This is a genomic window from Vibrio artabrorum (assembly GCF_024347295.1).
Lineage (GTDB): Bacteria > Pseudomonadota > Gammaproteobacteria > Enterobacterales > Vibrionaceae > Vibrio > Vibrio artabrorum.
Genome location: NZ_AP025458.1, coordinates 616,782 through 629,764, shown reverse-complemented (window position 1 = coordinate 629,764; position 12,983 = coordinate 616,782). Strand labels below are relative to the sequence as shown.

Here is a 12,983-nt window from a genome sequence, read left to right as displayed (position 1 = left end):
TAAAAACGAGCATGAGCTCAATAAACATATCACTTCAGTGCGTCATCTAGGCTTTGATCACCTAGGTGGCGTACATCTTTACCTTTAACGAAATAGATGATGTATTCACAAATATTCTGACAACGATCGCCCACCCGCTCAATCGCCCTTGCAGACCACATCACTTGTAAGATGTTAGGAATGTTCTTAGGGTCTTCCATCATGTAAGTCATCAACTGACGAATCACGGCTTCGTATTCCGCATCGAGCTTATCATCGAGCTTATGCACTTCAGCCGCAGCATCGACATCCATTCGCGCAAACGCATCTAAAACCTGATGAAGCATAGTGATCGCTTGTCGACACAGTGGCTCTAAAGAGACATGAAACTTCTGCTCTTTCGTTGAAGGAATATCTATCGCACCTTGGGCAATCTTAGAAGCCACATCACCAATTCTTTCGAGATCAGTAATGGTTTTTATGATCGCCATTATCAAACGTAGGTCTTTCGCTGTTGGCTGACGTTTGGCAATAATACGCGTGCAAGCCTCATCAATCGACACTTCCATTGCATTCACTTTATGGTCGTCACGAATGACTTTTTTCGCCAACTCAACATCGTCTTTGTGAAGCGCTTGCATCGCGAAAGAAAGTTGTTGCTCCACCAATCCCCCCATGGTCAGTACATGGGTACGGATCGACTCTAGTTCGACATTGAATTGCCCTGAAATATGGCGACCGAAATGCATATCAGCTCCTTGAAAAGAAATGAAACAAGCCATTGATATAAGAGTGGCTTAGCTCTAGATGACTCCAATCCAAACGGTTAGCCATACCTACCTGTTATGTAGTCTTCTGTTTGATTTTTCAATGGAGACGTGAAGATTGAGTCCGTATCTGAGTACTCGATCAACTTACCCATATGGATAAAAGCCGTGTGGTCACTCACGCGAGCGGCCTGCTGCATGTTATGAGTAACAATAACCACTGTGTACTGTGTTTTCAGATCATTGATCAGCTCTTCAATTGTCAAAGTAGAAATAGGATCGAGTGCCGATGTCGGTTCGTCTAACAATAAAACTTCTGGTTCGATCGCGACCGCACGAGCGATAACCAAACGCTGCTGCTGACCGCCTGATAGACCAAATGCATTTTCATGTAATCTGTCTTTAACTTCATCCCATAATGCAGCGGCACGTAAAGAACGTTCAACTGCGTCATCCAGATCTCGCCGATTACTCATGCCTTGTAGCCTCAATCCATAAACGACATTCTCATAGATAGATTTAGGAAAGGGATTCGGGCGCTGGAAAACCATTCCAACTCGACGTCTCAACGTAGCAACATCAACCTTAGGGTGGTACACATTCTTACCATGCAGCTTCACTTTCCCTGAAACCTTACAGCCCTCAACTAAATCGTTCATTCGATTAATGCAGCGCAACAAGGTTGACTTACCACACCCAGATGGACCGATAAAAGCCGTTACTTGCCCTTTCGGTATTTGCATGGAGATATCATCAAGCGCTTGGCTCTCTTTATAATAAAGATTCAACCCTTCAATAGAGATAGCCGTCTGCTCATCGGTTAGGTTATTAACATCAAGTGGTGCTTGGTAACCCAAAGTTTCATTAATCGAGAACATTTAATCTTGTCCTAAGGTTCGGTATTTTTCACGCAAGTTATTACGAATATTAATGGCTGTTAAATTCAACCCAACAATCACTGTAACCAATAAAAATGACGTCGCATAAACGAGAGGGCGAGCAGCTTCGATATTAGAGGTTTGAAAGCCCACATCGTAGATATGAAAACCTAAATGCATGAACTTTCGTTCTAAGTGTAGGTAGGGGAATTGACCATCAACAGGCAAACTGGAGGCAAGCTTAACCGCCCCCACGAGCATTAATGGCGCCACTTCACCCGCAGCTCTCGCAACCGCCAAGATTAACCCCGTAATAATGGCAGGGCTGGCCATCGGTAACACAATTCGCCATAGCGTCTCAAATTGAGTGGCCCCGAGAGCCAAAGAGCCATGCCTCACTGAGCTAGGAATTCGCGTTAAACCTTCTTCCGTTGTCACAATCACAACCGGAAGTGTCAATACAGCTAAGGTTAGAGCCGACCAAAGTAGCCCCGGCGTACCGAATGTTGGAGCCGGTAATCGCTCAGCATAAAACAGGCTATCGATAGAGCCACCAATCGTATAAACGAAAAAGCCTAAACCAAAAACGCCATAAACGATCGACGGAACCCCGGCTAAATTGATAACCGCAATACGAATTAAACGGGTTAATGCATTACTTTGAGCGTATTCATGTAGATAGATCGCAGCAACAACCCCTAAAGGCATCACAACAATCGACATTAATATCACCAGTAATACGGTACCAAAAATGGCTGGGAAAACACCACCTTCAGAGTTCGAATCTCGGGGGTTTTCAGATACAAACTTCCACACTTGCTTCCCCCAATGCCCTACTTTTTCAAGGTAAGACATCTTATTGGGATACCAATAGTCCAATATATGACTGAGTGGTATCTCAACCTGCTTACCAGTCATATCTTCAACAAGCAAACTTTCGACATTTAGTTGTGTTCTGAGATGCTCTAACTTGATTTCAGCATCGTCTAATTGGTGCTGTAATTTGAGTTTGGTTTCTGTATACGTTTTAAGATAGTCATCACTAACAGACTCATTGAGTTCTAGTTTACGCTTTTCTAAACGCAGGTTTTCTAATTGCCAACTCACATTGCTGATCTCTTGATTGACAACGCGTGATGTTTCTTCACGAAGCGAATCAGCAAACAACAAGCCGTCTTCTAGCTTTTGATCAATGTTCGAATAGAATGTTCCTGAAGCCGTTTTAAAACCAACCGGTTTACCAAAGAAATCCCCTCCTCGACTTCGCTCAATCACCGCCCACTCAGGCGGAGTTGTGGGCTCTCGTAAGTTAATATCCAGTATTGAAACAAAATCAGCCGGATAAAGCTCTCTGTTGCCGACTTTGATGCTTAATCGCTGTATTAGTCCCATGGATAGATTTTGAGGAGACAAAAGATCATGCACTTGTGGTACTTGCTCGATCGGAATGTACTTTCGCTCATACAACTGACCTACCAGCACATCTTGCTTCGACACCATTTTGTCAAGATCAACAACCAGCGAGCGCTCTTTAGAGTCAACATGCCATTGATACAAAGGGGCCGGCCAAAAGTAGGTTAACCCTTTCCAGCCAATCAGTAACATTAGGCCAAGAACAGAAAGCATACTAATACTCACCGCCCCACCCGTTAACCAAATCCATGGAGAGCCAGATTTAACCCAAGATAATAATGACTTCAGTTTATTCATCATCAACGCCCCTGCTCTTGGTATGCTGAAACCAAGAAATAGCCTAGCTCACGAGGTACGCTAGCCAAATAACGAAAAGCCATTGAGACACATTGAGGGAAACCTATAAAACTACAGCGCACGATATTTATCTCTCAGTCTTTGTCTAACCCACTCTGCGACTGAGTTGACTGCGAACGTGAAAATAAACAGCAAGAGTGCCGCTAAGAACAGTAAACGGAAGTGAGAGCCTCCCACTTCTGACTCTGGTAATTCGACGGCAATCGTTGCCGATAATGTTCTCATCCCTTCCAAAATATTCCAATCAAGGATTGGCGTATTGCCGGTCGCCATCAATACAATCATCGTTTCGCCAACAGCACGCCCTAATCCCATCATAATAGCTGAGAATATACCTGGACTCGCCGTAAGTAATACGACATGAATCAGGGTCTGCCACGCTGTTGCTCCCAACGCTAATGAGCCATCGGATAAGTGTTTAGGTACGGAAAAAATCGCATCTTCTGCAATAGTGAAGATGGTAGGAATAATCGCAAACCCCATAGCAAAACCAACGACTAACGCGTTACGTTGGTCAAAGTCGATGCCATAACTGGCCAAGAAAGTTCGAATATCACCATTAAACAGCAGCGCTTCGATACTGTTGCCACCCGCAAAGACGGCCACCACCGTAATCACCAATACCGGGATCAAGATCAGCGCATGCCAACCATTAGAAAAACGACTCGTTACTATCTTTGGCAAACAGAACCAAGCCAGCCCAGAAACTAATGTACTCAATGGCAGCAACACCATTAATGAAAAAACAGCCGTCAAATGGGTTTCAACGATAGGGGCAAACCAAAGCCCAGCCAAAAAACCAATAATAACCGTCGGTAAGGCTTCCATAAGTTCAATTGAAGGTTTGACCACTCTTCGCATTCGTGGAGACATAAAATAGGCGGTATAAATGGCCCCGAGCACCGCAACAGGTACGGCAAACATCATGGCAAACAGAGCGGCCTTGATGGTCCCAAAAGTGATCGGAACTAAACTGAATTTCTCTTCAAAATTATCATTAGCCGACGTTGATTGCCAAACATATTGAGGCTCTGGGTAACTTTCATACCACACTTTTTGCCAGAGCGATGAAAATGAAATCTCTGGATATTCATTGTCGACCTTAGCCACGCTGATTTTGTCATCGATAAGTGTCGCCAAATGCAATTCATTAGCGGACATGGCGGCTAATTGTGGTGATTTATCAAATGCTCGTTCAAATAAAGAGAGCTTTTCACTGGTCGTATAATGGCTTTGTAACGTGCCATTCTTATAGAAACTGTAGAAACCTTTTCGGTAAGTATCTGGCAAAATAAATTGCACTTCTTCCGCGAGCTGAAAATCACGGATATGGGTCAGGCTGCGTTTTTTATTTTTTAGTACATCAAACCATTGGGAAACCTGTCCATCTTGATGCGTTACCAACAGAGAATATGCACCAGATAATAAGTTGATACTTTTCACTGCGTGCTTCGCGTCATTCAAACTAAGATCAATCACTTCACGAACAATGAACCCCACTTCCGTTAGTTTCAATACCACCAAATCTGATTGAGATCTTAAATATAACGTTTGCCCATCAGGTGTCGCTAATAACTGTTGTTGTAAACCGAACTTGTCCGATAGCCATTGGCTTTTCTTAAAAACATACCCACCAGCAAGATCTCTTTGATACCACTTAACAAGGAGACGCTGGTCAGTTAACTGAGCAACAACGGTGAGTTCACGTCCACTTTTAGAGAATGCGAACTGCGCAATCGTCGCCTCATTAGATAGTTTATCATTCAAGAATGGGGCAGATAGCGTGATTTTCTCGACTTTTGGCTTCTTATGTCCGCCATTTTGCAATACGGGCACACTATACTCTGGAGAAAACAGGGTGATATGACTGGCACTATCAGCAAAGGCGAACCAGTTTTCAGAGGGGGTATTTCGAGAAAAGGCGATGGGGTTACTTGCTACATTAAGCTCAAAGTAAGGGCGTGTATTTTGAGTACCTAAATCCCAAAATTGTACCAAGCCTGATTTTTCGATGGTGAATGCATGTTGACCGTACTCATCAACGGATAAAGCAATCGGCTTGTCTACGCTAACGGTTTTAACGGCCTGTTTTGTCTCTAATCCAGTGTCAGAAAAAATCGGTAAAATGACGATGGCCAAATAAACAAAGATCAATACCAAAGCGGCTAAAACACTGACACCACCACATGTCACTGAAAAACGAACGAGACGATCTTTCAACCATCTTTTTTTATCACGTTCTTTCAATGAAAATTGGGCTAAAGCCATCTGTTTATCTACCTTTTCTAGCTACTGACATAATATGTACTTTAGATGACAGTTATATTACAAGTAACGTTAAACAACTGAAACTAATAACAAGTTTATTAACCCTATTACTTAAAATAAAACCACAGACAGGATGAATATCATTCAATAAAAAGAACCCGTCATGTGTAGCTGATTCGTCGAGTTTCTGTAGAGCAGGCTGCGGTACTCGTGAGCAAGCCTTATAGCCCGATCTTTGCCAACTCTTGCTTTGCAAACTTCGGTGGTATCGCCAGATAGCCGTCTTCCTCTACCAGCTTCTGGCCTTGCTTAGAGAAAATAAAAGTGAGGAACTCTCTCTCTATAGGAGAAAGCGGCTTGTCAGGGTGCTTGTTAACATAGACATATAAAAAACGCGATAATGGATAATCACCACTCAAAATGTTGGCGCGAGTTGGTTGAACGTATTGTGAACCTCGTTCCGCAATCGGAATTAATTTTACGCCCGCAACTCGATAACCAATCCCCGAGTAACCTATCCCACTGATTGACGATGCGACAGATTGAACGACAGAAGCAGAACCAGGCTGCTCATTGACTCTATTTTTGAAATCACCGCCACACAAAGCGTTCTGCTTAAAGTAACCATAGGTACCAGAAACAGAGTTTCGACCAAACAGCTGGAAGCGATGTTTCGCCCAAGGTTGTTTAATGCCTAACGCTTGCCAGCTTTCGATATGTTTAACACCACCGCAACGCAATGTTTCAGAAAATATGCCATCGATCTGACGAAAGTTTAGCCCTTCAATGGGGTTATCACGATGCACAAAAAGGCCAATCGCATCGATAGCGACTCGCAGCGCTGTCGGCTTATAGCCATGCACTCTTTCAAACGCTTCAACTTCTCGTAGACGCATTGGACGACTCATAGGTCCAAGCTGAGCCGTTCCTTCCGTTAAAGCAGGAGGAGCGGTGGAAGAACCAGATGCTTGAACTTGGGCGTTCACATTCGGGTAGTAAGATTTGAACTCTTCCATCCATAATGTCGTCATACCGGCCAAGGTATCCGAACCCACCGATAATAAGCTCCCAGAAACCCCCGAAACCTTAGCGTAATCAGGCAGAGAGTCGACACTCTGTTCGGCATGAACAGAGGTTGCTAAAACAAACGCGAGCAATGAGCTGGCAGGGAAACGCATCCTACGTATCAAACAACTCATGATACTGTCAGTCGGTTTGGCAATGTGAAATGGAATCGACTACCGACACCTACTTCACTTTGAATTTCTAAATGCGAATCATGGTGACTCAGCGCATGTTTCACAATTGCCAAGCCAAGACCACTGCCACCAGTATCGCGTGAGCGTGCTTTATCTACGCGATAGAAACGTTCAGTGAGTCGATGTAAATGCTGTGGCTCGATACCGTCTCCGGTGTCTGACACATCCAAATGAGCCCCTTGACTCGTTTGGTACCAACGCACCTTAATTGTTGCACCCGGTGGTGTGTATTTCACGGCGTTATAAACCAAATTCGATATTGCACTTCTTAACTGATCTTCATCAGCGAAGACGCATAAACTCCTATCAATATCAAACTCAAGTTTATGTTCACGATCGCCACTTAAACTTGCCGCTTCCTTCTCAAGTACTTCTAACATCGCGGGAACATTGACGACTTCATCCAACTCATGCATCGGCGCTGCTTCGATTTTTGAAAGCGTTAGAAGCTGATTAACCAGGCTGTTCATGCGATTCAGTTGCTCGGTCATCACACCATGAGCCTTAGGCCACATAGGACCAACGATCATGTCTGGATCTTCCGTCATTTCAAGGTAGCCCTGAAGTACAGTCATTGGCGTACGCAGTTCGTGAGAGACATTGGCAAAGAAATTACGACGCATGCCTTCTAGCTGTTTTAGCTGAGTAACATCACGTACCACCATTAGATGTTCACCCTCGGTATACGGCACAATACGAAGCTCAAGCATACGTTCCACGTTAAGCGGCGAAGGCATCTCTAACGGTTCTGAAAAATCTTGTTTATTAAGATACTTGATAAAGTCCGGCGTGCGGATCAAGTTAGAAATCGGTTGCCCTGAATCGTCTGGCCAGCGAAACCCAAGTAAATACTGAGCAAGCTTGTTACACCAAACGATATTGCCTTCACCGCGAAATACCACAACAGCATCAGGAAGGGATTCGGCACCGTTTCTGAAACGGCGGATCAGGTTGGTCAGCTCTTTACGTTTGCGACGCTGTCTCTGCTGCATACGATAAATACCGTTGAACAGAGACTCCCAATTCCCAGAACCTGATGGTGGCGTTAGACGCTTCTCATCCCACAACCATGCGGACAAACGCATTTGATTATGTAGATGCCAGCCGAGCTGCAATACCGTAGCAGCCAGCAGTAACCAAGGTAGGTAGCCGAATATCCATCCGACTAAAACCCAAGGTGCGTAAAAAAAAGCCAGCTCCCAAGCCAGCTTTTTCCAGGTTAACTTTTCAACCATTCAGGACTCCGTAAACTGGGTAGCGAAGCCACACTAAGCTTTTGTAGAAAAACGGTAGCCCGCGCCGCGAACCGTTTGGATTAGCTTATCATGACCGGCTGATTCAAGCGCTTTACGCAGACGTCGAATGTGCACATCAACCGTACGATCTTCCACATAAACATTGGTACCCCAAACGTTATTCAGAAGTTGCTCTCGACTGTATACACGCTCTTGGTGTGTCATAAAGAAGTGCAACATTTTGAACTCTGTTGGCCCCATATCAACAGGACCTTCGCTTGCGGTAACGCGGTGAGATACAGGGTCTAATTTAAGACCTTGTACATCAATCACGTCTTCCAATGCCGTCGGTGTCACACGGCGAATCACCGCTTTCAGACGAGCGACAAGTTCTTTTGGTGAAAATGGCTTAGTAATGTAGTCATCAGCGCCCACTTCTAAACCACGCACCTTATCTTCTTCTTCGCCACGAGCCGTTAGCATCACCACAGGAATGTTGCGAGTTAACTCTTCACGCTTCATGTGCTTGATAAAGTTTATCCCGCTACCACCTGGTAGCATCCAATCTAGTAATACTAGATCTGGGAAAGGTTCACATAGCTTGTTTACTGCTGTATCGTAATCTTCAGCCTCGACTGCTTGGTAGCCTTTTTGTTCAAGCACGAAACACAGCATCTCACGAATAGGTGCTTCATCTTCAACGACCAGAATCCTTCTCGACATAATTGAATAGCCTTAGTATTTAATCAACGCATTGCATTATCTGGTTTAATTATGACACTTTTGTGACCTTTGAAAACAAATTTTCATATAACTGTCTCAAACATTTCACTTTTAATTTTTATTACAGGTAAAAGACAAATGGAGCGAAATCTCCTATGATGAGCGTCTTCAGATAAAGGTATGAGTAATATTTATGTGGTTTAAGAATTGCCTCGTCTATCGCTTTAATCGTGATATAGACTTCAACGCAGATCAGCTAGAGAAACAACTTGAAGAGTTCCGTTTTACCCCTTGTGGTAGCCAAGACAAACAGAAGTTTGGTTGGGTAAATGCGATGGGGCGACACGGCGATATGATGACGCACGTATCAGAAAACCGCATTCTAATCTGTGCAAAGAAAGAAGAGAAAATGCTGCCAGCTTCTGTGATCAAAGACTCATTGAATGCAAAAGTAGAAACGCTGGAGGCAGAGTCCGGAACACCTCTGAAAAAGAAAGAAAAAGACAGCCTAAAAGAAGACATCATCATTGATCTACTTCCTCGAGCTTTCAGCCGCAGTAACTTCACTTACGCGCTGATCATGCCGAAAGAAGGCTTTATCGTGGTTGATGCAAGCAGCTACAAAAAAGCGGAAGATGTATTGGCATTGTTACGTAAAACGATGGGCAGCCTCCCCGTAGTACCGGCGATTCCTGAGCAAGCGATTGAAACAACGTTAACTGAATGGGTGAAGTCAGGCGAAACACCTCAAGGTATCACTCTACTTGATGAAGCAGAATTAAAATCTATCCAAGAAGACGGCGGTATTGTTCGAGTTAAGAAACAAGAACTAGAAGCGGATGAAATTAAGAACCACATCGAAGCCAACAAAATGGTAACGAAGCTGCTGATCAACTGGCAAGATCGTATTGAATTCATTCTTGCCGATGATGGCAGCATCAAGCGCCTAAAATTCAGTGATGAACTCAAAGACGAAAACGACGATATTCCACGTGAAGACCAAGCGGCGCGTTTTGATGCCGACTTCTCTCTACTTTGTGGGGAGCTCAGTGTTTTCCTTCCAAACCTGTACGAGTCATTAGGCGGTTTAACCCAACCTAACGCTTAATCAGCCAAACGGTAAGCTCAGGTGCAAACGATACCTGAGCTTATTATTCTCCAAATTCCCGCTTATATCGGCCTCTCTCCCCTCTTGTTAATGTTATAGCTACCTTTAGGGCTATCAACCAAACTCATTTTAGCGTAAAATTTGCGCCCATTTGATATCACTTGGTGGTATCAACCTGACTTGAAATCAGAATTAGAGAACGAAGCAATGACAACACAAAAACCATTTGTACCTGAACTATTATCACCGGCAGGAAGCCTTAAAAACATGCGTTACGCATTCGCCTATGGCGCAGACGCAGTATACGCAGGCCAGCCACGTTACAGCCTTCGCGTTCGTAACAACGAGTTCAATCACGAAAACCTACAAATTGGTATCGATGAAGCTCATGCTCAAGGCAAAAAGTTATATGTTGTATGTAACATTCAGCCGCACAACTCTAAATTAAAAACATTCATTCGCGACCTTAAACCCGTTGTAGATATGGGCCCTGACGCCCTTATCATGTCGGACCCAGGTCTTATCATGATGGTTCGTGAAGCATTCCCTGAAATGCCAATTCACCTTTCTGTTCAAGCAAACGCAGTAAACTGGGCGACCGTTAAGTTCTGGTCAACCCAAGGCGTTGAACGTGTAATCCTATCTCGTGAGCTATCGCTTGAAGAGATCGAAGAGATTCGCGAACACTGTCCAGAAACCGAACTAGAGATCTTTGTTCATGGTGCTCTTTGCATGGCGTACTCTGGTCGCTGCCTACTTTCGGGTTACATGAACAAGCGCGATCCAAACCAAGGCACTTGCACTAACGCTTGTCGTTGGGAATACAAAACCGAAGCTGCAAAAGAAGACGAAAATGGTCAGATCGTTGAAGCAAATCCTACTGGTGTTGCTATTCAAGAAGTAGAAGTTCAAGATGAACGTCCAGACAACACACTAGGTCTAGGTAAACCAACAGACGAAGTGGTTCTACTTTCTGAATCACACAAGCCAGAAGAGAAAATGGCTGCGTTTGAAGATGAGCATGGTACTTACATCATGAACTCAAAAGACCTTCGTGCAATCCAACACGTTGAGCGTCTCACTAAGATGGGGGTTCACTCTCTGAAAATTGAAGGTCGCACTAAGTCTTTCTACTACTGTGCGCGTACTGCACAGGTTTACCGCAAAGCTATCGACGATGCTGTGGCTGGCAAACCATTCGATGAAAGCTTAATGGGTACACTAGAGAGCCTAGCTCACCGTGGTTACACTGAAGGCTTCCTACGTCGTCATACACACGATGCATACCAAAACTACGAATACGGTTACTCTATCTCTGACACTCAACAGTTTGTTGGTGAATTCACGGGCAAACGCCGTGGCGACCTAGCGGAAGTAGAAGTGAAAAATAAGTTCCTGCTTGGTGACAGCTTAGAGTTGATGACACCGAAAGGTAACGTTGTTTTCAAACTAGAAGTTATGGAAAACCGTAAATCTGAAGCAGTCGACGATGCGAAAGGTAACGGTCACTTTGTATTTATTCCTGTACCAGCAGATTTCGATCTCGAGTACGGCTTGCTGATGCGTAACTTGAGCGAAGGCCAAGATACACGTAACGCATCAGGCAAATAATTTTCACTTAAGCGACTTACTTGAGAAGAAAACAATGGCTCTGTTAATTACTGACAAGTGCATAAACTGCGATATGTGTGATCCTGAATGCCCGAATGGCGCAATTTCGATGGGTGACAGCATCTTCGAGATCAATCCTGATTTATGCACTGAGTGCAAAGGTCACTATGAAAAGCCAACATGTCAGTCTGTATGCCCCATAACAAAATGCATCATTACTGACCCAAACCATATTGAAACTGATGACGAGCTACTTGAGAAGTTTGTTATCATTCAAGGCTTGACCTAAAAAAGAAAGGTTCAACTTAACCATAAGTTGAACCTTTTTTTCATTCTGATTTCTCGATTGGATAAATATTGTAGAAGAGCTCTTTTTCAAATTGATATTCGAGTCGTTCTCGCCAGTTTATTCATTGAGCTATCGGAACAAGATAAAAGCTTTCCCTACTGGTATCAGTCACAAATGCCATTCCACACTGCATCAATTCATAATCAACATCATTTACGAAGCTAGGTATAGACAACACTATCTAGCAAATCAAAACTTCATTGATTATAGCGACATTGTTTCGAAGGTCTGTCGCGCTTGGAATGGATTTCTTGAGTGCAAAGATCGCGTCACAAAAATGTGTACAAGGGATTGGATTAACCTGATCAGTTAATTTTCCAGATTGCTATTAATATGGCAGGGGTGGAGAGATTCGAACTCCCAACACGCGCTGTTTTTGGGAAGTCGGAGAATCCGCTGCTCTACCAGTTGAAGATTTCAACACATAAAAGCAAAAAGGCCCTAGCATTTCTGCTAGAGCCTTAAATATGGCAGGGGTGGAGAGATTCGAACTCCCAACACGCGCTATTTTTGGGAAGTCGGGGAATCCGCTGCTCTACCAGTTGAAGATTTCAACACATAAAAGCAAAAAGGCCCTAGCATTTCTGCTAGAGCCTTAAATATGGCAGGGGTGGAGAGATTCGAACTCCCAACACGCGGATTTGGAATCCGCTGCTCTGCCAATTGGAGCTACACCCCTATTTTCAGTTTTAAAGAGCTGAAACTCTGAATAAGTGGCGGAGTGGACGGGACTCGAACCCGCGACCCCCGGCGTGACAGGCCGGTATTCTAACCAACTGAACTACCACTCCGCAGTGGTCAACTCACTAAGTGAGCGTCCATATCTCCAGGTCGGTCAACCTAAAGATTTAATTTAAAGCCTGGCGATGTCCTACTCTCACATGGGGAAGCCCCACACTACCATCGGCGCTATTGTGTTTCACTTCTGAGTTCGGCATGGAATCAGGTGGGTCCACAATGCTATGGTCGCCAAGCAAATTTTGCTTTTACTTTCAGTTTTTTAAAAACTGAAGGCAAAATAATCTGGAAAACTGAT

At 44.1% G+C, this 12,983-nt stretch carries 10 protein-coding genes, 2 tRNA genes, 1 rRNA gene and 1 pseudogene; 3 read left to right on the top strand and 11 right to left on the bottom strand.

Annotated features, from left to right (window positions below; all coding sequences use genetic code 11):
* Positions 1 to 29 precede the first annotated feature (29 nt).
* From phoU to phoB, 7 genes are all read right to left on the bottom strand, one after another.
* Positions 30 to 728, bottom strand: a complete 699-nt coding sequence (phoU, locus tag OCU36_RS02850) for a phosphate signaling complex protein PhoU (protein ID WP_017098086.1) — start codon at positions 726 to 728, stop codon at positions 30 to 32.
* Positions 729 to 805: 77 nt separating this feature from the next.
* The gene (gene pstB / locus OCU36_RS02845; RefSeq protein WP_261838952.1) at positions 806 to 1,624 is read right to left on the bottom strand and encodes a phosphate ABC transporter ATP-binding protein PstB; all 819 of its coding nucleotides are present in this window, start codon (positions 1,622 to 1,624) and stop codon (positions 806 to 808) included.
* A complete protein-coding gene (gene pstA / locus OCU36_RS02840) occupies positions 1,625 to 3,334 on the bottom strand; it encodes a phosphate ABC transporter permease PstA (RefSeq protein ID WP_261839677.1) in 1,710 nt (569 codons plus the stop codon). It abuts the gene before it with no gap.
* Between the two features lie 111 nt (positions 3,335 to 3,445).
* Positions 3,446 to 5,662: an ABC transporter permease subunit gene (locus OCU36_RS02835; RefSeq protein ID WP_261838951.1), complete on the bottom strand. Its 2,217-nt coding sequence runs from the start codon at positions 5,660 to 5,662 to the stop codon at positions 3,446 to 3,448.
* A 221-nt stretch (positions 5,663 to 5,883) separates the two neighbouring features.
* The gene (locus OCU36_RS02830) at positions 5,884 to 6,840 is read right to left on the bottom strand and encodes a PstS family phosphate ABC transporter substrate-binding protein (RefSeq protein ID WP_261839676.1); all 957 of its coding nucleotides are present in this window, start codon (positions 6,838 to 6,840) and stop codon (positions 5,884 to 5,886) included.
* A gap of 17 nt (positions 6,841 to 6,857) precedes the next feature.
* Entirely contained in the window at positions 6,858 to 8,156 is a 1,299-nt protein-coding gene (gene phoR / locus OCU36_RS02825) for a phosphate regulon sensor histidine kinase PhoR (protein ID WP_261838950.1), read from the bottom strand.
* Positions 8,157 to 8,189: 33 nt separating this feature from the next.
* Complete coding sequence (phoB, locus tag OCU36_RS02820; RefSeq protein WP_004735064.1) at positions 8,190 to 8,879, bottom strand: phosphate regulon transcriptional regulator PhoB; 690 nt, start codon at positions 8,877 to 8,879, stop codon at positions 8,190 to 8,192.
* A gap of 193 nt (positions 8,880 to 9,072) precedes the next feature.
* On the opposite strand from phoB, the gene rdgC reads away from it, so the two are divergent.
* The 3 genes from rdgC to OCU36_RS02805 all read left to right on the top strand — a co-directional run bounded on the left by rdgC (position 9,073) and on the right by OCU36_RS02805 (position 11,887).
* Positions 9,073 to 9,987 (top strand): recombination-associated protein RdgC, encoded by a 915-nt coding sequence (gene rdgC / locus OCU36_RS02815; protein ID WP_261838949.1) that lies wholly within the window; start codon positions 9,073 to 9,075, stop codon positions 9,985 to 9,987.
* A gap of 207 nt (positions 9,988 to 10,194) precedes the next feature.
* On the top strand, positions 10,195 to 11,598 hold the full coding sequence (gene trhP / locus OCU36_RS02810) for a prephenate-dependent tRNA uridine(34) hydroxylase TrhP (RefSeq protein ID WP_261838948.1): 1,404 nt from the start codon (positions 10,195 to 10,197) through the stop codon (positions 11,596 to 11,598).
* A gap of 34 nt (positions 11,599 to 11,632) precedes the next feature.
* Entirely contained in the window at positions 11,633 to 11,887 is a 255-nt protein-coding gene (locus tag OCU36_RS02805; protein ID WP_261838947.1) for a YfhL family 4Fe-4S dicluster ferredoxin, read from the top strand.
* 40 nt (positions 11,888 to 11,927) lie between these two features.
* On the opposite strand, the pseudogene OCU36_RS02800 reads toward OCU36_RS02805, so the two are convergent.
* From OCU36_RS02800 to rrf, 4 genes and pseudogenes are all read right to left on the bottom strand, one after another.
* Positions 11,928 to 12,113 (bottom strand): annotated as a pseudogene (locus OCU36_RS02800) (hypothetical protein); the annotation flags it as partial.
* A gap of 436 nt (positions 12,114 to 12,549) precedes the next feature.
* Positions 12,550 to 12,626 (bottom strand) — tRNA-Trp (locus tag OCU36_RS02795).
* Between the two features lie 35 nt (positions 12,627 to 12,661).
* Positions 12,662 to 12,738: transfer RNA gene (locus OCU36_RS02790), tRNA-Asp, on the bottom strand.
* Between the two features lie 67 nt (positions 12,739 to 12,805).
* Positions 12,806 to 12,921: ribosomal RNA gene (gene rrf / locus OCU36_RS02785) — 5S ribosomal RNA — on the bottom strand.
* Positions 12,922 to 12,983: the final 62 nt, after the last annotated feature.

Bases quoted from the DNA above. Each gene is read 5' to 3' on its own strand.
- phoU (WP_017098086.1), bottom strand. From the start codon at position 728: ATGCATTTCGGTCGCCATATTTCAGGGCAATTCAATGTCGAACTAGAG.
- pstB (WP_261838952.1), bottom strand. From the start codon at position 1,624: ATGTTCTCGATTAATGAAACTTTGGGTTACCAAGCACCACTTGATGTT.
- pstA (WP_261839677.1), bottom strand. From the start codon at position 3,334: ATGAATAAACTGAAGTCATTATTATCTTGGGTTAAATCTGGCTCTCCA.
- OCU36_RS02835 (WP_261838951.1), bottom strand. From the start codon at position 5,662: ATGGCTTTAGCCCAATTTTCATTGAAAGAACGTGATAAAAAAAGATGG.
- OCU36_RS02830 (WP_261839676.1), bottom strand. From the start codon at position 6,840: ATGCGTTTCCCTGCCAGCTCATTGCTCGCGTTTGTTTTAGCAACCTCT.
- phoR (WP_261838950.1), bottom strand. From the start codon at position 8,156: ATGGTTGAAAAGTTAACCTGGAAAAAGCTGGCTTGGGAGCTGGCTTTT.
- phoB (WP_004735064.1), bottom strand. From the start codon at position 8,879: ATGTCGAGAAGGATTCTGGTCGTTGAAGATGAAGCACCTATTCGTGAG.
- rdgC (WP_261838949.1), top strand. From the start codon at position 9,073: ATGTGGTTTAAGAATTGCCTCGTCTATCGCTTTAATCGTGATATAGAC.
- trhP (WP_261838948.1), top strand. From the start codon at position 10,195: ATGACAACACAAAAACCATTTGTACCTGAACTATTATCACCGGCAGGA.
- OCU36_RS02805 (WP_261838947.1), top strand. From the start codon at position 11,633: ATGGCTCTGTTAATTACTGACAAGTGCATAAACTGCGATATGTGTGAT.